General features: G+C 67.9%; 19 protein-coding genes. 9 read left to right on the forward strand and 10 right to left on the reverse strand.

Features of this window, described 5'->3' with window-relative positions; genetic code table 11:
- Positions 1-336: 336 nt before the first annotated feature.
- Both ACWGCN_RS33440 and ACWGCN_RS33445 read left to right on the forward strand, forming a co-directional pair.
- Entirely contained in the window at positions 337-1,350 is a 1,014-nt protein-coding gene (locus tag ACWGCN_RS33440) for an AurF N-oxygenase family protein (protein WP_378993818.1), read from the forward strand.
- A gap of 12 nt (positions 1,351-1,362) precedes the next feature.
- Positions 1,363-2,949 (forward strand): FAD-dependent oxidoreductase, encoded by a 1,587-nt coding sequence (locus ACWGCN_RS33445; protein ID WP_452460483.1) that lies wholly within the window; start codon positions 1,363-1,365, stop codon positions 2,947-2,949.
- A 57-nt stretch (positions 2,950-3,006) separates the two neighbouring features.
- Here ACWGCN_RS33445 and ACWGCN_RS33450 read toward each other — a convergent pair whose 3' ends face one another.
- On the reverse strand, positions 3,007-3,768 hold the full coding sequence (locus ACWGCN_RS33450; RefSeq protein WP_452460476.1) for a glucose 1-dehydrogenase: 762 nt from the start codon (positions 3,766-3,768) through the stop codon (positions 3,007-3,009).
- Positions 3,769-4,292: 524 nt separating this feature from the next.
- Between ACWGCN_RS33450 and ACWGCN_RS33455 the strand changes: the two genes are divergently transcribed.
- A complete protein-coding gene (locus tag ACWGCN_RS33455; protein ID WP_452460477.1) occupies positions 4,293-6,617 on the forward strand; it encodes an Hsp70 family protein in 2,325 nt (774 codons plus the stop codon).
- Between the two features lie 509 nt (positions 6,618-7,126).
- The gene (locus ACWGCN_RS33460; RefSeq protein ID WP_379311922.1) at positions 7,127-7,924 is read left to right on the forward strand and encodes an HAD family hydrolase; all 798 of its coding nucleotides are present in this window, start codon (positions 7,127-7,129) and stop codon (positions 7,922-7,924) included.
- Positions 7,925-7,968: 44 nt separating this feature from the next.
- On the opposite strand, the gene ACWGCN_RS33465 is transcribed toward ACWGCN_RS33460, so the two are convergent.
- Entirely contained in the window at positions 7,969-8,379 is a 411-nt protein-coding gene (locus ACWGCN_RS33465; protein WP_387447733.1) for a VOC family protein, read from the reverse strand.
- Positions 8,380-8,473: 94 nt separating this feature from the next.
- Between ACWGCN_RS33465 and ACWGCN_RS33470 the strand changes: the two genes are divergently transcribed.
- The gene (locus tag ACWGCN_RS33470; protein ID WP_452458229.1) at positions 8,474-9,412 is read left to right on the forward strand and encodes a helix-turn-helix transcriptional regulator; all 939 of its coding nucleotides are present in this window, start codon (positions 8,474-8,476) and stop codon (positions 9,410-9,412) included.
- A gap of 75 nt (positions 9,413-9,487) precedes the next feature.
- Here ACWGCN_RS33470 and ACWGCN_RS33475 read toward each other — a convergent pair whose 3' ends face one another.
- Complete coding sequence (locus ACWGCN_RS33475) at positions 9,488-10,183, reverse strand: SGNH/GDSL hydrolase family protein (RefSeq protein WP_452458230.1); 696 nt, start codon at positions 10,181-10,183, stop codon at positions 9,488-9,490.
- 16 nt (positions 10,184-10,199) lie between these two features.
- Positions 10,200-11,618, reverse strand: coding sequence for an MFS transporter (locus ACWGCN_RS33480; RefSeq protein WP_452458231.1), 1,419 nt, complete (start codon positions 11,616-11,618; stop codon positions 10,200-10,202).
- Between the two features lie 103 nt (positions 11,619-11,721).
- Between ACWGCN_RS33480 and ACWGCN_RS33485 the strand changes: the two genes are divergently transcribed.
- Positions 11,722-12,345, forward strand: coding sequence for a TetR/AcrR family transcriptional regulator (locus tag ACWGCN_RS33485; RefSeq protein WP_452458232.1), 624 nt, complete (start codon positions 11,722-11,724; stop codon positions 12,343-12,345).
- Between the two features lie 51 nt (positions 12,346-12,396).
- Here ACWGCN_RS33485 and ACWGCN_RS33490 read toward each other — a convergent pair whose 3' ends face one another.
- From ACWGCN_RS33490 to ACWGCN_RS33515, 6 genes are all read right to left on the reverse strand, one after another.
- Positions 12,397-13,338, reverse strand: coding sequence for a hypothetical protein (locus ACWGCN_RS33490; protein ID WP_452458233.1), 942 nt, complete (start codon positions 13,336-13,338; stop codon positions 12,397-12,399).
- A gap of 339 nt (positions 13,339-13,677) precedes the next feature.
- Positions 13,678-14,538, reverse strand: a complete 861-nt coding sequence (locus tag ACWGCN_RS33495; protein ID WP_452458234.1) for a sirohydrochlorin chelatase — start codon at positions 14,536-14,538, stop codon at positions 13,678-13,680.
- Positions 14,538-15,833 (reverse strand): sulfate adenylyltransferase subunit 1, encoded by a 1,296-nt coding sequence (locus tag ACWGCN_RS33500; protein WP_378993844.1) that lies wholly within the window; start codon positions 15,831-15,833, stop codon positions 14,538-14,540. The genes ACWGCN_RS33495 and ACWGCN_RS33500 overlap by 1 nt, the downstream gene beginning before the upstream one ends.
- Entirely contained in the window at positions 15,833-16,810 is a 978-nt protein-coding gene (gene cysD, locus ACWGCN_RS33505; protein WP_378993846.1) for a sulfate adenylyltransferase subunit CysD, read from the reverse strand. Before cysD ends, ACWGCN_RS33500 begins: the two co-directional genes overlap by 1 nt.
- Positions 16,789-17,508, reverse strand: coding sequence for a phosphoadenylyl-sulfate reductase (locus tag ACWGCN_RS33510; protein WP_452458235.1), 720 nt, complete (start codon positions 17,506-17,508; stop codon positions 16,789-16,791). The genes cysD and ACWGCN_RS33510 overlap by 22 nt, the downstream gene beginning before the upstream one ends.
- 20 nt (positions 17,509-17,528) lie before the next feature.
- On the reverse strand, positions 17,529-19,313 hold the full coding sequence (locus tag ACWGCN_RS33515) for a nitrite/sulfite reductase (protein WP_379311914.1): 1,785 nt from the start codon (positions 19,311-19,313) through the stop codon (positions 17,529-17,531).
- Between the two features lie 435 nt (positions 19,314-19,748).
- Between ACWGCN_RS33515 and ACWGCN_RS33520 the strand changes: the two genes are divergently transcribed.
- The 3 genes from ACWGCN_RS33520 (at position 19,749) to ACWGCN_RS33530 (ending at position 21,970) form a co-directional block, all read left to right on the forward strand.
- Positions 19,749-20,177 (forward strand): SgcJ/EcaC family oxidoreductase, encoded by a 429-nt coding sequence (locus tag ACWGCN_RS33520; RefSeq protein WP_452458236.1) that lies wholly within the window; start codon positions 19,749-19,751, stop codon positions 20,175-20,177.
- A gap of 84 nt (positions 20,178-20,261) precedes the next feature.
- Positions 20,262-21,449 (forward strand): radical SAM family heme chaperone HemW, encoded by a 1,188-nt coding sequence (hemW, locus tag ACWGCN_RS33525; protein ID WP_387447933.1) that lies wholly within the window; start codon positions 20,262-20,264, stop codon positions 21,447-21,449.
- A gap of 278 nt (positions 21,450-21,727) precedes the next feature.
- On the forward strand, positions 21,728-21,970 hold the full coding sequence (locus ACWGCN_RS33530; RefSeq protein ID WP_067456243.1) for a hypothetical protein: 243 nt from the start codon (positions 21,728-21,730) through the stop codon (positions 21,968-21,970).
- Positions 21,971-21,988: the final 18 nt, after the last annotated feature.

Below are 21,988 nucleotides of genomic sequence, written 5' to 3' on the forward strand. Positions count from 1 at the left end.
GCGACACCTGTCGCGGGGCCCCGGTGCGTTGTCGAGGGGTTCGCCGGCGGTCCGTGCGCGGTCCGACTGATGGGGATCGGCGCAGGTTAACCGGTACCGGCGGTCCGTCAGCCGGTTCGACGCGCTCGCCGGACAACTTTTTTTCGTGTCTCACCGCGGACCCTCGAAGACTGTGCATGACGCAGTGTCACAGGTAGAGGCATTTTTACTGGTGAGTAGCTTCCTCAACAGGGCTTTCGCCACGCCGAACACGAGAAATTCGGCATGGCATGGAGTTGACGTGACTCGGTGTAGGTGTAACCATTGGAAACAGTAAACGTCCCTAGAGGAGAGGCAGTGACGACGATGTCTGCGCCCACCACCCCTGACGTCGATCCTGTAGTCGCGGAGGCTCAGGCGTACGCCGAGAAGTTGCTGATGCTGTCCGAGGCATCGGTCGATCGCCACTTCGACCCGTTCGAGGACATCGACTGGGACGCCCCCGACTTCGATCCGAACTGCAAGCCCGAGCGCTGGGTCCTGGTCACCTCGGCCGACCCCATCGGTCGCCACCCCTGGTACCAGGCGCTGCCGCTGGACACCAAGATCGAGATCGGCAAGGTCCGTCAGGCCAACGTGGCCAAGGTCGGCCTGCAGTTCGAGGCGATCCTGATCGTCGGCATGATGCAGCACATCTTCAATCTGAAGAACAACGACCCGGAATTCCGGTACTGCTCGCACGAGATGATCGAAGAGCACAACCACACCCTGATGTTCCAGGAGATGGTGAACCGCGTCGCCGACGTGCCGGGCATGAACCCGCTCGTGCGTCAGCTGCGCCACCTGGTCTCCCCGGTCGGCGCGCTGATGCCGAACCTGTTCTTCATGGCCGTACTCGCCGGCGAAGAGCCGATCGACCACATCCAGAAGGACATCCTGCGCTCGGGTGACGACATTCACCCGATCATGCGCGGCGTGATGGCGATCCACGTGGCCGAGGAAGCTCGCCACATCTCCTTCGCGCACGAGTTCCTGAAGAAGAACGTGCCCGCGCAGCGCTCGTTCAACAAGTTCGTGCTGTCGCTGGCCATGCCGACCATCATGTTCATCCTCGGCCGGGCCATCGCGACCCCGCCGAAGACCTTCTTCAAGCAGTTCGACATGCCCGCCGACGTGCGCAAGGAGCTGTTCTACGGCTCCAAGGAGGCCAAGCAGGTCTTCGCCGATTACTTCATCGACGTGCGCGCGCTCGCCGAGGAGATCGGTCTGATGAACCCGGTCGCCCGCAAGGTGTGGAAGATGTTCGGCATCGACGGCCCGTCCAGCCGGTACCGCTCGGAGCCCAAGCGCTCCGCTAAGCACGCCGCCTGAGACGATAGCAATATGCCATATGTCGTTACCCAGTCATGCTGTAGTGACGCCTCGTGCGTCTACGCATGCCCGGTCAACTGTATTCATCCCACCCCGGATGAGCCGGATTTCCGTACCGCAGAGATGCTCTACGTCGATCCGGCGGCCTGCGTGGACTGTGGTGCCTGTGCCACCGCATGCCCCGTCGATGCCATCACCTCGTCGAAGAAGCTGACCGACGAGCAGAAGCCGTTCATCGAGATCAACGCCGACTTCTACCGTGTGCAGCGGGATCGGCCGACGTTGGCCGCGCCGGTGATGCCGCCCGCGATCGACACGCAGCGCTCCCCGCTGCGCGTCGCCATCGTGGGATCGGGTCCCTCGGCGATGTACGCCGCCGACGAGCTGCTCACCCAGCCCGGTGTCGCGGTCACGATGTTCGACCGCCTGCCGCAGGCCTACGGGCTGGCGCGCCTGGGCGTCGCGCCCGATCACAAGCACACCCGTAAGGTCGCCGACCTGTTCGACATCATGTCGAAGCAGGACGACTTCGGTACCTACCTCGATGTCGAGATCGGCAAGCACATCAGCCATGCCGAGCTGCTCGAGCACTTCCACGGCGTGATCTACGCCGTGGGCGCGTCCTCGGATCGCAAGCTGGACATTCCTGGCGAAGGCTTGGCGGGCAATGTGTCGGCCACCGACTTCGTCGCCTGGTACAACGGCCATCCCGACCACGCCGAGGACCGGTTCGACCTGAACCAGAAGCGGGTCGTGATCGTCGGCAACGGCAACGTCGCGCTCGACGTCGCCCGCATCCTGACCGTGAATCCGGCGCTGCTCGCCGACACCGATATCGCGCCGTACGCGCTGAAGGCATTGCGCGAGAGCAAGATCGAAGAGGTCGTGATCCTGGGCCGTCGTGGTCCGGCCGAGTCGGCGTTCACGGTGCCCGAGTTCGTCGGCCTGCTGGCCGCCGATATCGACATCGCGATCGACGGCGAGCTGCCCGCGATCACGCCGGATCTGCCCTACAAGGTGGAGCAGAAGCTGCGCCTGCTGCACAGCGTCGCGAATCGCCCGTTCGGTGAGCGTAAACGCATCGTGTTCCGCTACCTGTCCTCGCCGGTGGAGATCGTCGGCACCGACACGGTGACCGGGGTACGGGTGGAGCGCAACGAGCTCGTCGCCGATGCCGAAGGTCGCGTGGCCGCCACGCCGACCGGTGATACGACACTGCTCGAGGCCGGTGTCGTGCTCACCTCGGTCGGCTACCGAGGGGTGCCGACTGTGGATCTGCCGTTCGACGACGCTCGCGCGGTGATCCCGAACGACGCGGGCCGGGTGCTCACCGGACCCGCTGGCGAGGTCTTCCCCGGCACGTATGTGACCGGCTGGATCAAGCGCGGCCCGACCGGTTTCATCGGGACCAACAAGTCGTGCGCGCAGGAGACCGTGCAGCAGCTCGCCGACGATTTCAACGGCGGCAAGTTGCGCGAGCCCACCCGCGAGGCGGCCGAGTTCGACCGACTCGTTCGCGCCCGTCGCCCGCAGGCGGTCGCCCGCGGCGCCGCGGTGCAGCGGGAACGTTCGGTGAAGCGGCTGTTCGCTCGCAGCTGATCGAAAAGCGAAGGCCCGCAACGTCACTGGGAGACGTTGCGGGCCTTTCGTGTGCGCCTACTGCGCGGTGAAGCCACCGTCCGCGGCGATGGCCGCACCGGTGACGAACGATGCCTCGTTGCTGAGCAGGAAGGCGCACACCGCGGCGACCTCGTCGGGCTGGGAGATCCGGCCCATCGGGTGCAGCGCCGCGATGGCCGCCTCTGCCTCGGGAGTCGCGCCCATCGAGGCGCGGAACGCCGGGGTGTCGACCGCGCCGGAGATCAGCGCGTTGACCCGCACACCCGTCGCCGCGGTCTCGAGCGCCACCGACCGGGTGAGTCCGACGACGGCGTGCTTGGCGGCCACATACGGCGCCACGTGCGCCATGCCGACCACTCCGAGGTTGGAGGCGTTGTTCAGGATCGCGCCGCCGCCGGAGGCGGTGATGGCCGGAACCTGGTGGCGCAGACCGTAGAAGACGCCGTCGAGGTTCAGATCCAGGTCGGCGCGCCAGGACGTGGTATCGATCTCGGCGATCGGCCCGAAGGCGTTCACCGCGCCCGCGTTGTTGAACGCCGCGTCGAGGCGGCCGTACTCGGTGAGCGCGGCCTGGGTGAGTCGTTCGACATCGGCATCGACGGTGACATCGGTCGCGACGAACAGCGCGCGGCCGCCCGTCGCCCTGATCTGCTCGGCGACCTGCTCGCCCTGGTCCTTGCCGCGGGAGCCGAGAACCACGGCGGCTCCCTCGGACGCGACTCGCAGTGCGACCGCCTTGCCGATGCCGGAGCCGGCGCCGGTGATGAGTACGACCTGGTCGGCGAATCGAGTGGACATGCGTAGTGCCTTCTTTCCCTAGGTTTTTCGAACATCGGGTCGGTGTCTCTCCGTCCTTTCAGTCAACCGGCGCGCGCAGGGTCGTGCTGGCGGGATTCGGTCGCTGCATTGACGTGTCACTGAAAGTGGGCCGACTTCGAAATGGGGGAATGTAATTCGCCGCCAGTGAAATCGTGTTGGTAGTAAATGAATTGGTTACCGGTCGGTAAGTGTGCTGAATGTGCGGGATAACAAACTTGAAGAATGTATTCAATGGGCGCTCTGTCCGATTACTCGCAGGTAGCTGCTTCTCGGAGTCTGTGAATCGCGGGGAGGGTGTTCAGGGGGGTGGATATGTTGGCTTCAACGATCTCACCTGCATGAATCGCCTTGTGGTGGCGCATGGTTGCGGTTTCCGTATCAATCCGGCAGCAATTCGCGGAAGTGCCAGTTAATCTAGGCGAGCTGTTTGGAAGACGACCGCGGCCACATGGTGCGCTCGCGTGCTGGACGTGGTCACGGTGCGTTGACGGGATAGCAAAAACATGACCAGAGGTCTGGGCTTGAGTATCGGTGCGGTCAATGCGATTTCGGCGGTAGTCGCCGACGATCCGGCCAAACCGGCGGTGCGAACACGACGCACCGCACTGACATTCGACGACGCGGGCAGGCCCCGTATCGGCGCGATCAACGAATTCGCCTCGGCGATCACGGATTTCGCGGATCTCACGCGCGAGCCCGAGCCGATGGTGATGGGTGGACGGTTCTACTCGGCGACCAACCTGATCGCCGCGGTGGTCACCGGTCTGATCGAGCTGGCCGAACCGCCCGCCGGGATCGTGTTGACCTATCCGGCGGTCTATACCGACAAACAGGTCTCGTTACTCGGCCAGGCGCTGCATCTCGCGGGCGCCGGTGAGGTCCTGTTGGTGCCGGAACCGGTCGCCGCCGCGGAATGGCTCGAGGTCGATCGCGGCCCACTGGAGCCGGGCTTCGTACTCGTCTACGACCTGGGCGCCACCAGCCTCGACCTCACCGTGCTGCGTGTCGGTCCCGACTGGCCGCACCACCCGATGGTCGGGACTCCCACGCGGTCCACCGATTTCGGTGGCAAGCCGCTCGGCGAGATGGTCGCTCGCTACGCGGGCGACCCGGGTCCGGGCCGCGCGACCCAGACCCTCACCTCCATGGTGAACATCGACGCGCTGCGCGCCGAGCACATCCGCGACACCTTCCCGCTGGTCAGCAAGAGCGTGTCCGCGGCGGGGCTGCGGCTCGCGGACCTGTCGCGCATTCTCGTGGTCGGCGGTGCCTCGCGTCCGCCCGAAGTCGCCCGCACCCTCGCCGAACTCGGCGTTCCGCTCGTCACCGTCGCCGACCCCGGCCAGGTGATCGCCTCGGGCGCGGCGGGTTTGGCGGCTCGCACCTTCGCGCCGGAGCAGCAAACCGGTGGCCCGGTGCCGCACGTTGCGGTGTTCTCCAGCGCGGCAGTCGTTTCCGCGCTCGCCATGTCGGCGATGACCGTGTTCGGCAGTCCCTTCGACCCCGGCCTGATGCCGGTTCTCGACCGGTTCCCGGTGCTGGGCGCTCCCGCTGACGCGTTGCTCTACGACATGAGTGCCGACCTCCTCGCCGCCCGAACCGCAGGTCTGGTCAGCGATGTCGACCCGCTCAACGGCCGCATCCGGGTGGCGGGCATAGCCGCGGCCCGCAGCGCCTACGAGAACTTCATCGCCCCCGCGACCGCGCCCGGCGGCACATCACGCCCAGGCGGCAGCGCCGACCGCGGCGCCCCCGGCCGCCTGGACGTCAGCAATGACTGCAAGTCGCCGGTCCTCGCCCGTACCACCTACGGCGACCCGGCCCGCTTCATCAACCCCTTACCGTTCGGCCAACAGGCTGCCCAGCCCCAGAACACGCCGACCAACCCCGGCACCCCCGAACTTCCCCACAGCGGCCCGGTCTCGAGCCCTGGCACTCCTGCGGTGCCGGGCACTCCGACCTCGCCCGGCACTGTTCCCGCCGTAGGTAACGCGCCGTCGCCGGGTACGGCACCGACGGACGGCACGTCCACACCGACCGGTGGCACATCCACGCCGAGTACGGGCGGCGTGACGGTCGATGTCGGGGGATCGACCCCGACCGGTGGAACCAGCACCGGCACAACACCTTCCAGCCCCGGCACCTCGACCGGCGGGACCGGTGGCACCACCTCGGGCGGAACGCCGACCGGCGGTACGACCGACGGGGATACCGCAGGCGGCTCGACCGGTGGTGGAACATCGAGCGGCACAGGAACTTCCGGTGGCTCGACCGGCGGCGGGACGTCTGATGGCGGTGCATCGACCGGCGGCGGCACCGGCGGTGGTGGTGGTGCGTCTGGCGGTGGATCCGACGGTGGTGCTTCCGGTGGCGGTGCCTCAGGCGGCGGCGCGTCAGGCGGTGGTGCGTCGGGTGGTGGCGTGTCAGGCGGTGGTGCGTCGGGTGGTGGCGTGTCAGGCGGTGGTGCGTCGGGTGGTGGCGTGTCAGGCGGTGGCGCCTCAGGTGGTGCGTCCTCCGGTGGCGGATCCGACGGCGGTGCGTCATCAGGTGGTGCGTCCGGTGGTGGCGTGTCAGGCGGTGGTGCGTCCGGTGGTGGCGTGTCAGGCGGTGGCGCCTCAGGTGGTGCGTCATCGGGTGGTGCGTCCGGTGGTGGCGCGTCCTCCGGCGGTGCGTCCGGTGGCGGCGCGTCCTCCGGCGGCGCGTCCTCCGGTGGTGCGTCCTCCGGCGGCGCGTCCTCGGGAGGCTCCAAAGGTGGCGCATCGGCAGGTGGCTCCACCGGAGGCGGCGGTGGCGGCGGTGGCGGTGGCGGTGGCGGCTCACGCCGCTGACCATGGGTCACGCCCGTTGCGGCCGCCGCGGCATCAATGTTCTTGCTACTGACAGGAATGTTCTTGCTACTGACAGGTCGGCCCTGCCTCGCCGGTGGTATGAACATCCGATCGGCGAGGCAGGGCCGACCGCGAGAACGGGAACTCTAGTGCTTCGTTGTAGGCGACATCGACGAATGCACTCCGCACGTGAAGAGTTTGACGTCATCGTCGCTGGAGAACACCCGGGAGTGCTGAGTGTCCTCGAACACGCAGTGCACGAGCGCGCCACCGCCGACGAGCTCTTCCTCCGACGGCTCCGGCTCTCGCTGCTGATCGGCTGACGCGCCTGCGTAGCCCGGCCGCGGTATCACGTCCATGTCGCGGGGCTCGCTGCGACATGGACGGGTGTGCCACGAGAGTCGATCTCGCGGCCCGCAGCCACGGCGATGCGGTTCGCGCGGCCGGTCGTCGGAGCGCTGGTAGTGAAACCGGGGTGGGCTGTCGGTGGGTGCGGGCACAATAGGGCGGTGGGTTTAGCTGGGGGAGCGCCGAAGCTGATTGCGCTCGATGTGGATGGGACCCTGCTGGCGAAGGGGGTCGATATCAGCGCGCGGGTGGGGGCGGTGGTGCGAGCGGCGGTATCGGCCGGCGCGCATGTGGTGGTGACCACCGGGCGAACGGTGCTCACCACACGTCCGGTGCTGAGCGAGCTCGGGCTCGCCGAGGGGCATGCGTTGTGTTCCAACGGTGCTGTGCACATCGATGTGGCGCGTGGCGAGCCGGTCGCGGTCCAGTCGTTCGATCCGGGACCTGCCGTACTCGCGCTGCGCGCACTGTTCCCAGCGATGATCTTCGCCGCGGAACAGGTGGGCGTCGGTACCTGGGCGACGGGGCACGGGCCGGGGGAGTTCTCGATCGGCGACTTCCGATTGGTCGACCACCGCACACTGAGCAGTGTGCCGACCCCGCGCCTCAACGGCTGGTGGCCCGACGGCAGCCCCGACGAAATGCTGCGCCTCCTACAGGAATTCGATGTGCCCGATGCCTCCTGGGTGCACGGCGAGTACGGTCCGTGGCTCACGGTCTCCCGGCGCGGTGTGTCCAAAGGCTGGGCACTGGAACGACTTCGGCTCCTCCTCGGCGTAGAGGCCGATGCGACTCTGGCCATCGGCGACGGTTTCAACGACCGGGAGATGTTGCGCTGGGCGGCACATTCGGTAGCGATGGCAGGCTCGCCCGACGCGGTGCTCGCCCTCGCCGACGAGGTGACCGGAGACGTCAGCGAGGACGGAGTGGCCACCGTCCTCGAGCGCTGGTTCGCCTGAGCACCGCGGTTGTCGCCACCGGCGCCACAGCCTGAACGCGGGACCTAGGTCGGCACCGGCGCGGTCATCGCCACATAGTGGGGGTTCGCCATGATCCCGAGCACATTGCCGAACGGATCCAGCACCGCCGCGGTCGCGAACCCGGCTCCTTCGCCGCGTTCGGTGATCGGCTCGTACTCGGTGGCGCCGAGCTCGAGCAACCGGGCGAAGGTGGCCGCGAGGTCGTCGACCTGCCAGAACACGACTCCGCCTCCACCCGGTGCATTGCGTGCGCCTGCCGGGGCATACGCGCGGTTGATGATGCCCAGCTCGGCTTGCAACGGCCCGAGCCGAAACTCGTAGTACCCGCCGGGTACCTCGTAATACGGCGCGATGCCGAGGAATTCGCTGTACCAGTCCTTGGCGGCGGTGAGGTCGTCGGCGTAGTAGGTGGTGGTGGCCATTCCGCGCAGCATGTCTGCTCCATTCGGTTGTCGCTTCGGTGTGACAACGACCTTGCCAGCCAAAGTGCTCACCGAATGAGCACTTTGTTCGGCAGAATTGCCGAGTATGCGAGCGGACAGATTGGTAGCCACCCTGTTGTTGATGCAGGCACGCGGGCGGGTGACGGCTGCGGAGGTCGCGGCCGAGCTCGAAGTCTCGGTGGCGACGGCCCGCCGTGACCTGGAGGCTTTGTCGGCCGCGGGCATCCCGGTCTATCCGCAATCGGGTCGCGGGGGCGGTTGGTCGCTGATCGGCGGCGCCCGCACAGACCTGTCCGGGCTGACGGCGGGGGAGACCAGGGCGCTGTTCCTGCTCGCGGGTCCGGCGGCCCAGGCCGCCCCCGAACTGAAGTCGGCCCTTCGCAAACTGGTCCGCGCCCTGCCGCACACTTTCCGCGCCGATGCGGCCGCCGCAGCCGACGCGGTTGTGGTCGATCCGGCGCGGTGGGGTCGCCCCGATCCTCGAGCACCCGCGGTGCTCGATACGCTGCGCCGCTCGGTGGTGGATCGCCGCCGCGTGCGCATCGAATACCTGCGCAAGGGGGAACGCACGGTCCGCACGATCGATCCGTGGGGCCTGGTCGAGAAGGAGACGGTCTGGTATCTCATCGCGGGCACCGACCGCGGGCAGCGAACCTTCCGCCTCGACCGGATCGCCGACGCCATCACGCTCGACGAAACAGCCGACCGACCAGCGGATTTCGATCTCGCCGCGGAATGGGCGCAGATCGTCGAGCAGATGGAGGGGCGGCGCGCCGCCGTTTCCGCGACGGTTCTCGTCTCCACCGAGCTCGCCCCCATCCTGGCCGATCAGCAGGGCCGCAACTGCACTCTGCTCGGCCCGGCACCCGACGGTCGGGTGCGAGCACAGATCTCCGCCGATACCGTGAACATGGTCGCCCGGCAGCTGGCGGGCTGGGGCGGCGACGTGGAGGTGGTCGGTCCTGCCGAGGTGAGATCCGAACTGGTCGCACTCGGTACTCGATTGGTGCACGACAACAGGTGAGCGCCGCATCGGCGCACAGGCCGTTGCCGGCTGAGGTCTGTGCGGGGCGATCCTGCTGCGACCGCCCCGCCCCCACTACGACCTGTCGATGAGCGAGGCCAGCGACCTGACCACCTCACCGGCCACCACCGCGTGCCCACTCGTGGTGAAGTGGATGAGGTCCGCGCTCATCAACTCGGGTCTCGACCGCAGCGGATGGTTCCAGAATTCGGTGAGCACCGCATCGAATTCGGCGGCCACCGCCCGCACCACCTCGTTGAACGCGATCATCTGCGGCCGCATGGCTCGCATCGGGGCCATCCGCTCGACCGACCACACGTCGGCCACGGTGAAAATCGACAGCTGTGCCCCGGTGGCGGCCAGCGCGGTGAGGATCGTCGACAGATTCGTGCGCAGTTGATCGATGTCGCCGCCCGCGGTGAACAGGTCGTTGCCGCCGCAGCTGAGGTGCACGAGATCCGGTGCGAACTCCAGGATTTCGGCGAGTTGCCGGTCGATGACCTGACCGCTGGTCGCGCCGATCCGGCCCGTATTGCGATAGGCCAGTGTGGAATTCACCGACGTGAGGTGTGCCGCGACCCGATCGGCCCAGCCGGTGGGAGCGTATCCGGGACTGGGGTCACCCGTCCCCGCGGCGATCGAATCGCCGAGCACCGCGAAACGCTGCCACGGTGCCCCCGCGAGCAGTGCGGCGGCCTGCTCCGGCGCCAGTACCAGCGGATCGTCGGCCTCGGCGGAGAACTGCACGGAGAGCGGTGTGCTGGAAGACATGTCGATCTCCTCTGGTTCAGTCGGTCGAACGAGCCCGCGACGGCGCGGCGAGCAGCAGGGCGACGGCGAGGTTGATGGCCGCGCACACGGCGAACAGCAGGTGGAAGCCGCGAAGGGGGTCGTCGGAGGTCGCCGAGAAGATGGCAGCCAGGACGGCGATGCCGAGTGCTCCGCCCACCTGCCGGGCGGTGACGTTCATTCCGATACCCGCCGCGAACTGTTGCGGTGGAACAGAACTCGCTGCCGCGGTGCCGAACACCGTGACGACGATGCCGATCCCGCCGCCGCCGAGCACGCCCGCCGGAATCCACGCTGTCCACAGCGCGGGTTCGGGCCCGAAGGCGTCGGTGCTCATCCAGACCAGCGCGGCTGTCGACATCAGCGCACCGAGCACACCTACCCACCGCTGGCCTGCCGGCGTCGTAATCCGCCCGGTGACAACGGCGGTCACCATCGAGGCCACCGCGCCGACGGTCAGCGCCGCCGCCGATTCGAGGACGGAGTAGCCCCAGATGGCATCGAGGAACAGCGGACCGGCCAGCAGCCAGGCGAACATCGAGGCGCCGAACAGGAACGAACCCGCATTCGCCACGGCGAATTGCCGATCACGCCACAGTGCCACGGCGACAGCGGGATTGGTGTGCCGACGGGAGCGAAGCAGCGCGAACGTGGTCAGCGCGAGACCGCCGAGCAAGGCGACGAGCGTGCCGGGTGCGGTCCACCCCCACGACTGGCCTTCGGTGACGGCCGCGACGATCGCACCGAGCCCGATCGCGACGGCGAGCGTGCCGAGCGGATCGGGCAGCGTCGTCTCGCGGGAGCCCTGGTCGCCGCCGGGCAGCCGCAGCCCCGGCACGATCAGCGCCAACGCGATCGGCACATTGATCAGGAACACCGCGCGCCAGCCGAACGCCTCGACCAACGCGCCACCCAGCGCCGGGCCGACCACCGCCGCGAAACCACCGGCGGCCGACCAGGCGCCGATGGCGGCGCCGATCTTCGCTCGTGGCGTGGCCTCCAGGACCAGCCCGAGTGCCGCGGGCACCATGAACGCCGCCGCGATGCCCTGCAGGACCCGTCCGGCGATGAGCCAGCCCGCGCCGGGCGCCAGCCCGCACAGCAGTGAGGTGATGGCGAATCCGGCCAGTGCCAGCGCGAACAGGCGACGGCGACCCAGTGCGTCGGCGATGCGCCCGGCCGGGGTGAGCAGCGCCGCGAACGCGATCGCGTAGCCGCTGACGATCCAGGTCAGCGTCCCGGTGGGAGTGCCGGGATAGCTCAGTGCGATCGTCGGGAACGCGATGTTGACGACCGAGAGGTCGAGGAAGGCGATGAATGCGGCGCCCGAGGCGACGGCGAGGGTGCGGCCTGCGGCGCTGCTGTCGGGAGTGGCTGTGCTGAGCGGATCTTCGGGCCGAGCTGTCACGTCGGTCATGCGGAGTCCTTCGAGGGGGAGAAATAAGAACGTACGATCGTTCGTAAATAAAAGTACGACCGATCGTTCGCCTTCGCAACCCCGCAGTGGAACAATGATGCACATGACCCAGTTGTCGGAACCGAGCGATCAGCGGTTGGCCAAGGGCGCCCGTGCGCGCGCCACCATCGCCCGGCGCGCCGCCGAACTCGCCTCTGTCGAGGGTCTCGACGGCCTCAGCATCGGCCGGCTCGCCACCGACCTCGGCATCAGCAAGAGCGGCATCGCCACCCTCTTCGGTACCAAAGAGGCGCTCCAACTCGCCGCCGTTCAGGCGGGCCGTGACATCTTCATCGAACGCGTCATCGCCCCCGGCCTGCGCGCGCCACGCGGTGGAACCCGGGTTCGCGCGCTGATCGACGGCTGGTTCGCGCACATCGAGAATCCGCCCTTCCCCGGCGGCTGCTTCCGGGTGGCCACCCTCACCGAATTCAGCAGCAAGCCCGGTCCCGTGCGCGACGCCGTCGTCGCCGACCACGACTACTGGCTGTCCTTCCTGGCCGGCGAGGTCCGGAAGGCTCAGGCCATGGGCGAACTCGCCGACGTCGACCCCGATCTGCTGGTCTTCGAACTGGACGCGATCGTGAGCGCCGCCAATGTCGCTCGCCAGACCGGTGATTCGGCTCGTGTGGAAGCGGCCCGCACCATCGCGACCCGCTTGTTGTCGGACGCGCCGAGTCGAACGTAGCCGACCGAGTTCGCGGATGTGCTCTGGCTTGACACGGCAACAGTCGCCGTGTCAGGGAGTCGTGATCTCCAGAGTGGTGAGGGTGAATGCGGCTGTCCGGACGACATCGTTGTGCTGGAAGTCCAGGAACAGGCGGTAGGTCCCGGGGCCCGGAACCGCCGTGTGGAAGGTGACTTCGGGACCCGAAGGCGTGATTCCGTCGCCGGGTTCGCCGTTGGGGTGGACGTGGACGTACGCGAGGTCGCCCGCGCGCAGGATGACGAGGTGGCCGAAAGCCGCCAGGTACGGCTGCAGATCTGTCACCGGCTCGCCGTCTTTGCGCACGGTGAGCGTCAGTAGATCGCCCTCGGCGCGCAACTCACCGGCCACTGTCACCTGATAGCCGTCGACCTCGGTGGTGCGGTTCACCACCGGAACCGGCTGTGGCGCATAGTGTCCCGCGATCGCCAGATCGGCGCCGAGGGTGATGGTGCGGCCGAGTGCGCGCGGTGCGATATCGGTGAACACCCGATAAGCCCCGGCTTCGGGGAGGTCCAGCTGGATCGCCCAGGTGCCGTCCGCTTCCCGTCGCGGGTGTACATGCCAGAACCCGGTCAGCTCGCGACGCGCCACGATCAGGTGCAGTTCGCGATCGTGAATCGCGTCGAACTCGGTCACTGCCGACCCGTCCGGGCCGAGAATTCGGAATCGGAAGTCGATCTTGCCGGGCTCGGCGATCGTGGTGTCGAGGTCGAGGGTGTACCCGTCCTGCGTAATCCGCAGGCCCCCGGGCAGGCCCGCATCGTGCCCGGCTGCGTGTGTGCCGTGTCCGGCGTGAGTGCCACCGCCGTGCTCGGAGTGGGCCTCGTGTCCTTCATGGGCGCCACCCTGCGGCGCGTGACCGTTGTGCGGGGCGTGCGCACCGCCGCCGTGCGCGGTGCTCTGTTCGACGTGGCCGGGCTGGGCTGCGGCGTTGACGTGTGCGGTGTGTCCGGCGTGGGCGTTGGTGGTCATCGTTTCGCCTCTCTCAGTTCGCTGTGCGTTGATACGAACATATACCCCCGGGGGGTATGTAGTAAAGAGTGGAATGCGTGTGAGCTGCGCCACCGTGGGTGCCGAATCCGGTTGTGTCGAGAGCCGCACCAGTAGACGCGATACAGGCGAACTTCTGGCCGTAGAGGTGATGGCGACGTCGATCCGAAGTGAAGGCGCGGATCGTCGCGGGTGCGGATGTGGGCAGCGCGAACCTCGCGCTCGCGTCCCGAACCGGTCGGAGTGGGCTCGGCCGAATCGAGGGCAGCGTGAGGGGTTACCCCATTCGGGGCGGGACCAAGCGGCCCGAATCTGCTGGGATCAGGCCGAGAGTACGAGCGCGGTGGCGACGGAAGTGTCGTATCGAGCCCAGATCACGTCGACCAGCGCGGAGTGTGCTCCGATCACGTCGGCATGCACGACCTCGGCCGCGGCCGCGGCCAGCCGGTCGGTGAGCAGCCCCGGCGCCAGAAACCACGGCGCGACGACGATGCGTTCGGCTCCGCGGGCGCGCAGCTGATCCACCGCCAGATCGACACTGGGTTCGACTGTCGCGAAGCACATTTCAGTAGGGCAGCCGGTCACCGCCGCCAATCGTCGAGATACCACCGCGGTCCGCCGATTGGCCGCGGCGTCGCGCGAACCGACCGCGGCGACGGCGATTCCGACCGGAGCATCACTCAACGGATCTGTTGTGGCAGCGAGCGCACCCGGAAAGGCTGGGACCAGCGGTGTGACCAGGGTGGGGAGCAGGGGGAGGAGGTGGCACGAGAGTGCGACTCGGTCGGCCACCGCGGCGATGAGCAGCGGATCGGGGCCGAGTACCGCCGCCTGGGTGAGTTGCAGCCGGGGATGACGGCGGCCTGCCTCGGCCAGTAGCGCCGGAAGGTCGACCCGCGCGTGAAAAGCGTTGCCCAGCAGGAGCGGAACGACGATCACGTCGGTGTGCCCCTGGGTGGCGAGGTCGTCGACCACCTCGTCCACCGAGGGCGTGCTGAGATCCAGAAAAGCCAGCCGGACCGGGATGTCGGGCCGGGCAGCGGCAACGTCGGCGACCACGGCCGCCATGGTCGCCGCCGAACGCGGGTCGCGGCTGCCATGGGCAACCGCGATCAACGCGGGCCCGCCCGCGCCGCGCGGCACCGCAACGGCACCACGCGGCGGAGCGGGCAGGCGATACATCAGACCGCGGTACCGACCTCGACCGAGGTCAGCACGTCGCCGACCAGGCCGGCCGCGAGCGTGTTGCCACCGGCGGGGTCGATCAGCAGGAACGACCCGGTGTGCCGGTTGGTGCGGTAGTCGTCGGCCGGGATCGGCTCGGCCAAGCGCAGCGAGACACGTCCGATGTCGTTGAGCTCCAACGACTCCGGGCCGGCCTGTGCGGTGAGCGTCTGCTCGTCGAACCGCTCCACGAGCGCGCCGACGATGGCCTGGGTGGTCTTGGCGCCGTGCTTGAGCAGCAGCCGGGCGCCGGGACGCAGACCCTTGTCGCCGAGCCAGCACACGGTCGCGTCGAAGGTGTCGATCGATTCCGGCGCGTCGTGCACCGAGGCGATGATGTCGCCGCGTGAGATGTCGACCTCGTCGGCCAGGATCAGCGTCACGCTGCGCCCGACCTGCGCCACGGCCAGTTCGCCGTCCGGGGTATCGATGCGCTCGACGGTGGTCTTCTTACCCGAGGGCAGCACCACGATCTCGTCACCGGGTGACACCGAACCGGCCGCGATCTGACCCGCGTAGCCCCGGTAGTCGGGGTATTCGGCCGTGCGCGGACGGATCACGTACTGCACCGGGAAACGCAGACCCAGCGCGTGCGTACCAGTCGAATCAGCGTCCACCGGAACGGACTCCAGGTGCTCGATCAGCGACGGGCCGTTGTAGTACGGGGTGTTCTCGGAGCGGCTGGCGATGTTGTCGCCGTGCAGCGCCGAGACCGGGATCTCGATGACGTCCTCGGTGGCCCAGCCCAGCTTCGAGGTGAGCTCGTTGAACTCGGCGGAGATCTCGGCGAACACCTCGGCCGGGTTGTCGACGAGGTCGATCTTGTTCACCGCGAGCACCAGACGCGGCACACCGAGCAGTGCCAGCACGGCCGCATGGCGACGGGTCTGCTCGATGACGCCCTTGCGCGCGTCGGTCAGCAGGATCACCAGCTGCGCCGTGGACGCGCCCGACACCGTGTTGCGGGTGTACTGCACGTGCCCCGGCGTATCGGCCAGCACGAAAGACCGCTTGGGCGTGGCGAAGTAGCGGTACGCCACGTCGATGGTGATGCCCTGCTCACGCTCGGCGCGCAGGCCGTCGACGAGCAGCGACAGGTCCGGCGTGGACAGTCCACGGTCGACCGAGGCGCGGGTGACCGCGTCGATCTGATCGGCCAGCACGGACTTCGTGTCGTAGAGCAGCCGTCCGACCAGCGTGGACTTGCCATCGTCGACAGAACCGGCGGTGGCCAGCCTCAATAGGTCGGACATCAGAAATAACCCTCTCGCTTGCGGTCTTCCATGGCGGCTTCGGACACACGGTCGTCGCCACGCGTAGCGCCACGTTCGGTCAGTCGTGACGCCGCGACCTCGGCCAGGATGGCCTGGTTGTCGGCGGCGTCGGAGATGATGGCGCCGGTGGTGGAGCCGTCGCCGACGGTGCGGTAGCGCACCGAACGGGTCTCGAGGACCTCGTTCTCGTTCGGGCCGCCCCACACGCCGGGCGTCATCCACATGCCGTCACGGGAGTACACCGGACGCTCGTGCGCGTAGTAGATCGACGCCAGGTCGATGTCCTCGCGGGCGATGTAGCGCCAGATATCGAGCTCGGTCCAGTTGCTCAGCGGGAACACGCGCACGTGCTCACCCGGCGCGTGCTTGCCGTTGTAGAGGTTCCACAGCTCGGGGCGCTGACGCTTCGGATCCCACTGCCCGAAGGCGTTGCGCAGCGAGAAGATCCGCTCTTTGGCGCGCGAGCGCTCCTCGTCGCGACGACCGCCGCCGAAGACCGCGTCGAAGCGGTGCTCGGTGATGGCGTCGAGCAGCGGCACGGTCTGCAACGGGTTGCGGATACCGTCGGGACGCTCGGTCAGGCGGCCGTCGGCCAGGTACTCCTCGACCGAGGCCACGTGCAGGCGAAGGCCGTAGCGCTCGACCACTTTGTCGCGGAACTCGAGCACCTCGTCGAGGTTGTGGCCGGTGTCCACGTGCAGCAGCGTGAACGGCAGCGGCGCGGGCCAGAAGGCCTTGAGCGCCAGGTGCAGCAGGACGGTGGAGTCCTTGCCGCCGGAGAACAGGATCACGGGACGCTCGAATTCGCCCGCGACCTCACGGAAGATGTGGATCGCCTCGGATTCCAGCGCCGCGAGGGTGTCGAACTCGGACAGGCCGAGTTCGCGTTCGGTGGTGTTGGTACTCACAGGCTCACTCCCAGTGGTGGTGATGGTCATGATTGGTGCAATCCGCATTCGGTCTTGGCGATACCGGCCCAGCGGCCGCTGCGCGGATCGGACCCCGGCTCGGGCTTGCGCGTGCACGGTGCGCAGCCGATGGACGGGTAGCCCTCCTCCACCAGGGGATTGACGAGAATGCCGTTGGCCTCGATGTAGGCCTGCATCTCGTCGTCGGACCACGGTGCGATCGGGTTGATCTTCACCAGGCCGAAGGCTTCGTCGAACGAGATCAGTGGCGCGTTGGCGCGGGTGGGCGCCTCGACGCGGCGGATGCCGGTGATCCACGCGTTGTAGCCGCTCAGCGACTTCTTCAGCGGGACCACCTTGCGCAGCCGGCAGCATTCGGCGGCGTCGCGGGCGAACAGATCCTTGCCGAGCAGTTCGTCCTGCTCGGTGACGCTCGCCTCGGGGCGCACGTTCACCACATTCACCCCGTACACGGCCTCGACCGCGTCGCGGGTGCCGATGGTCTCGGCGAAGTGGTAGCCGGTGTCGAGGAACAGCACGTCCACACCGGGACGGGTCTGCGCGGCCAGGTGGACCAGCGCACCGTCCTGCATGTTCGAGGCGACGATGTAGCCGTTCCCGAAGTTGCGGTCGGTCCAGGCGATCAGGTCGGCGGGCGAGGCGTCGGGGCCCAGCTCCGCCGCACCCTGCTCGGCGAGCGCGCGCAATTCGGCTTCGGACAGTTTGGCCGCGAGATTCGTTGTCACAGTGGGGATCTCCTCATCGACTATCGGAGGTCGGCCTCGTCGGCGCGCACAGCCCACACCGCGAAGCGTTCCCCGGATTCCCGGTTCTTGACGAAGTTGCGGACGACGCGATCGATGTAGTCACCGAGCTCGACGCTGGTCACCTTGTGCTGACGCAACTTCCGGCCGAACGCGCTGTCCAGGCCGAGGCTGCCACCGAGATGAACCTGGAAACCCTCCACCTGATTCCCGGTGCCGTCGTCGACGAGCTGGCCCTTGAAGCCGATGTCGGCGATCTGGGACCGGCCGCACGAGTTCGGGCACCCGTTGATGTTGATGGTGATCGGCACGTCGAGTTCGGCGTTGATGTCGGCCAGGCGCTGCTCGAGTTCGGGTGCGAGCACCTGCGAACGCTTGCGGGTTTCGACGAAGGACAGCTTGCAGAACTCGATGCCGCTGCAGGCGAGGAGGTTTCGACGCCAGACCGAGGGGCGAGCCTGCAGGCCGAGCGGTTCGAGTTCGTCGATCAGCGCGTCGACCTGGTCGTCGGGGATGTCGAGGACGATCAGCTTCTGGTACGGGGTGAAGCGGATGCGATCCGAGCCGTACTTCTCGGCGGCGTCGGCGACCTTGCTCAGGATGGTGCCCGAGACGCGACCGGCGATGGGGGAGAAGCCGACGGAGTTCAGGCCGTTGCGCAGCTTCTGGACACCGACGTGGTCGATGGGCTTGGCCGGCTGCACGGGTGCCGGACCGTCGATGAGCTTGCGCTTCAGGTACTCGTCCTCGAGTACCTGACGGAACTTCTCGATGCCCCAGTCCTTGATCAGGAACTTCAGGCGGGCCTTGGTGCGCAGGCGGCGGTAGCCGTAGTCGCGGTAGAGCGAGACGACCGCTTCCCACACGTCGGGGACCTCTTCGAGGGGCACGAAAGCGCCGACGCGCTGCGCCAGCATCGGGTTGGTGGACAGACCGCCGCCGACCCAGAGATCGAGGCCGGGGCCGTGCTCGGGGTGGTTCACGCCGACGAAGGCGATGTCGTTGATCTCGTGCACCACGTCCTGCTGGCCCGAGATCGCGGTCTTGAACTTGCGGGGAAGGTTCGAGTACTCCTTCTTCCCGATGTAGCGCTTGACGATCTCGTCGATCGCCCAGGTGGGGTCGATGATCTCGTCGAGCGACTCGCCCGCGAGCGGCGAACCGAGGACCACGCGCGGGCAGTCGCCGCACGCCTCGGTGGTGTGCAGACCGACCGACTCGAGCCGGCGCCAGATCTCGGGGACGTTCTCGACCTCGATCCAGTGGTACTGGACGTTCTCGCGGTCGGACAGGTCGGCGGTGTCGCGGCCGAACTCGGTGGAGATCTGACCGACCGTGCGCAGCTGGGCGGCGGAAAGCGCACCGCCGTCGCACCGCACCCGCATCATGAAGTACTTGGCTTCGAGCAGGTCGATGTTGTCGTCGTCGGTGAAGGTGCCGTCGTAGCCCTCTTCGCGCTGGGTATAGAGACCCCACCAGCGGAAACGGCCACGCAGGTCGGCTTTGTCGATCGAGTCGAAGCCGCCCTTGGCGTAGATGTTCTCGATGCGCGAACGCACGTTGAGCGGGTTGTCGTCCTTCTTGGACTGCTCGTTCGGGTTCAGCGGCTCGCGGTAGCCGAGGGCCCACTGGCCTTCGGACCGGCGGCGGACCGGCTTGCCGGTGCGGGCGCGCGGTGCGACCGGGGCATCGGTGCTCGGGCGGGCCGGGCGCTGGGCAGCTGAACGCTCAGTGCGGGCCTGCGCCGTCGACTGTTCGGTCGAACCGGCGTCGGTGCTCGACGTCATGGGTGGTCGCTCCTGCGGGGGTGTTGGGACATCCGTGCTGAAGGCGCGAGGGGCTGGCTCGCGTCAGGGGAGTCAGCGGGCCGATGAAAGTCGAAGGCACCGGGGGATACCCGGGCGTGGACGCCGCTGCGCTACCGGTGGAAACCGGGCCGACAACAGGCGCTGCAGACACGCTGGAAGTCGACGTGGCGACGGGCCACGAGTCGTACTCCAGTTGCGTGCATGTGGCTATTGTGCCACGTCAGCCTGGTCGTTCCGACCGCAAGGAGATATTTCCCGCACTTTTGGGGGAAATTCCCTGGACGGCCGTCCTGTTCTGTGACGGGGGTCATAGGCCGCCGCCCGGAACCGGGCTGTGATACCCCGCGCGGGCATGTGTGCGGTGCCGCACAGCGCGGTTGACCTGGATCGCACTCGAGGTTGCACAGTAGTGCCATGAGCAATGACGCCACTGCCGCCGGTCAGACCCCCGCCGATCTCGACACCGAACTCGTGGCCATCCGCGCCGTCGTCGACACCATCGCGCACGCCCAGGCCAACGAACTGGCCGAGCAGTTCGTCGCCGTCTTCCGGGAGGACGCGATCTGGACCACCGGTCACGGCAAGCGGCTGTTCGGGCGCCCTGCCATCGCCGAGTTCACGGCGCAGGTGCTGCCAGGGGCCACGACGCACGGCACCGCGACCTACGAGGTCGAGCACGTGCTGTTCCTGCGGCCCGATGTCGCCGCCGTCAAGATCCGCCAGAGCTACTTCACCCTCGACGGCGAGTTGTCCGGGCAGGGCACGCCGATGTACGTGATGACCAAGGAAGACGGCGCCTGGGTGCTCACCGCCAACCAGAACACGCCCGTCGTGACGGACTGACGTGCGAGGGGCCGGGCGGAGCGCGCTACCAGGGCCCGGCAGACTGGAGGGGTGACTACCAGCGCTGCTTCCGGGGTTCCCGGCGTGACACCGGCCGATGCCGATCGGCCGGTGCTGCGCGATTTCGGGAGCGGCGCGTTCGGGGTGTACGTACACGTGCCCTTCTGCGCCACGCGCTGCGGGTACTGCGACTTCAACACCTATACGGCGGGGGAGCTGGGTACTTCGGCGTCGCCGCAGTCGTGGCTGGAGGCGTTGCGCGGCGAGCTCGCGACCGCCGCGGCCGAGTTCGGTGCCCTGCCGAGCGCGACGCCCGCGGTGTCGACGATCTTCGTCGGCGGCGGGACACCGTCGCTGCTCGGTGGTGACGGGCTGGCGTCGGTTCTCGATGCCGTACGGGCGAACTTCACCCTGGCCGCCGACGCCGAGGTGACCACCGAATCCAACCCGGAATCCACCTCGCCCGAGTTCTTCGAGCGGCTCCGCGTGGCGGGCTACACCCGGATCTCGCTCGGCATGCAGTCCGCCGCACAGCACGTGCTGAAGGTGCTCGACCGCACGCACACGCCGGGCCGCGCGGTCGCCGCGGCGAAAGAGGCGCGCGCGGCCGGGTTCGACCACGTGAACCTCGATCTGATCTACGGCACCCCGGGCGAGACCGATGCCGATCTGGATCTGAGTCTGGACGCGGTGCTGGCCGCCGGTGTCGATCATGTCTCCGCCTACTCCCTGATCGTCGAGGACGGAACCGCGCTGGCACGCAAGGTCCGCCGTGGTGAACTGCCCGCACCCGACGACGATGTCCTCGCCGCCCGCTACGAACGCATCGATGCCCGCCTCGCCGACGCCGGTCTGACGTGGTACGAGGTCTCCAATTGGGCCGCGAGCGATGCCGCCCGCTGTCAGCACAACCTGGGCTACTGGGACGGTGGCGACTGGCTCGGCGCCGGCCCCGGCGCGCACAGCCATGTCGGCGGCGTTCGCTGGTGGAACGTCAAGCACCCCGCCCGCTACGCCGACCGTGTCGCCCTGGGCGGTCTCCCCGCCGCGGGCTGGGAGGCCCTCACCGACGACGAGCGCTACACCGAACACCTCATGCTCACCGTCCGCCTCCGGACCGGCCTGCCTCTCGCGGATCTAGCCCCCTCGGCAAGCTCGGCCCTCGACCGCATTCTGGCCGACGGCCTGGCCCGCGTCACCGGCGACAATCTGGTCCTCACCGACCGTGGCCGCCTCCTCGCCGACGGCATCGTCCGCGACCTCCTCATCTGACCGCGCGAGGGGGCCGCGGGAGCCGTTCTCGGCTGATCGACGGGCTGCTGAACCAGTCGAAGAATCGCGCGAGTGGTGATGTCATCGTGATCTGAATTTCGAGATTTCTCAGGCTTGGGATCGCATCCAAAGATTGCCCGGTCATCCTGGTGTAATCCACCAATGCACACCTGGCGAGAGGCCTCGAACAGCGGGGTGCTCTAAGGGTATGTTCGGTGGGTTCGGGGTGGAAGATAACGATTAGGGGCGTAGGCTTCGGCTCGATCCTAGGGAGTTATATGTCCACCGAACGGCACATCACCCTCGTCCACGAGCAGAGCGAATTCGCTGAAGCGCGCTCCGCGGAGAAGGCGGAGAACGCTCGTCAATGCGCGGTCGCCGCGCGGACGGTCGCTTCGCACTCGAACGACGCCGAAGATTGCACGTCGCTGCTGGCGATGTTGGGTCTCGACGCCCTCGCGGGCAAGCAGGTCGGCGCCCCCGACTCCGCCGCTCGCTGCGGCGCTGCTGCCCGAGTCTGATCCGGCACCGGCCGCCCG

This window comes from Nocardia sp. NPDC055050 (assembly GCF_053608345.1).

Bases quoted from the DNA above. Each gene is read 5' to 3' on its own strand.
- ACWGCN_RS33445 (WP_452460483.1), top strand. From the start codon at position 1,363: ATGCCATATGTCGTTACCCAGTCATGCTGTAGTGACGCCTCGTGCGTC.
- ACWGCN_RS33450 (WP_452460476.1), bottom strand. From the start codon at position 3,768: ATGTCCACTCGATTCGCCGACCAGGTCGTACTCATCACCGGCGCCGGC.
- ACWGCN_RS33455 (WP_452460477.1), top strand. From the start codon at position 4,293: ATGACCAGAGGTCTGGGCTTGAGTATCGGTGCGGTCAATGCGATTTCG.
- ACWGCN_RS33465 (WP_387447733.1), bottom strand. From the start codon at position 8,379: ATGCTGCGCGGAATGGCCACCACCACCTACTACGCCGACGACCTCACC.
- ACWGCN_RS33470 (WP_452458229.1), top strand. From the start codon at position 8,474: ATGCGAGCGGACAGATTGGTAGCCACCCTGTTGTTGATGCAGGCACGC.
- ACWGCN_RS33475 (WP_452458230.1), bottom strand. From the start codon at position 10,183: ATGTCTTCCAGCACACCGCTCTCCGTGCAGTTCTCCGCCGAGGCCGAC.
- ACWGCN_RS33480 (WP_452458231.1), bottom strand. From the start codon at position 11,618: ATGACCGACGTGACAGCTCGGCCCGAAGATCCGCTCAGCACAGCCACT.
- ACWGCN_RS33485 (WP_452458232.1), top strand. From the start codon at position 11,722: ATGACCCAGTTGTCGGAACCGAGCGATCAGCGGTTGGCCAAGGGCGCC.
- ACWGCN_RS33490 (WP_452458233.1), bottom strand. From the start codon at position 13,338: ATGACCACCAACGCCCACGCCGGACACACCGCACACGTCAACGCCGCA.
- ACWGCN_RS33495 (WP_452458234.1), bottom strand. From the start codon at position 14,538: ATGTATCGCCTGCCCGCTCCGCCGCGTGGTGCCGTTGCGGTGCCGCGC.
- ACWGCN_RS33500 (WP_378993844.1), bottom strand. From the start codon at position 15,833: ATGTCCGACCTATTGAGGCTGGCCACCGCCGGTTCTGTCGACGATGGC.
- cysD (WP_378993846.1), bottom strand. From the start codon at position 16,810: ATGCGGATTGCACCAATCATGACCATCACCACCACTGGGAGTGAGCCT.
- ACWGCN_RS33515 (WP_379311914.1), bottom strand. From the start codon at position 19,313: ATGACGTCGAGCACCGACGCCGGTTCGACCGAACAGTCGACGGCGCAG.
- ACWGCN_RS33520 (WP_452458236.1), top strand. From the start codon at position 19,749: ATGAGCAATGACGCCACTGCCGCCGGTCAGACCCCCGCCGATCTCGAC.
- ACWGCN_RS33530 (WP_067456243.1), top strand. From the start codon at position 21,728: ATGTCCACCGAACGGCACATCACCCTCGTCCACGAGCAGAGCGAATTC.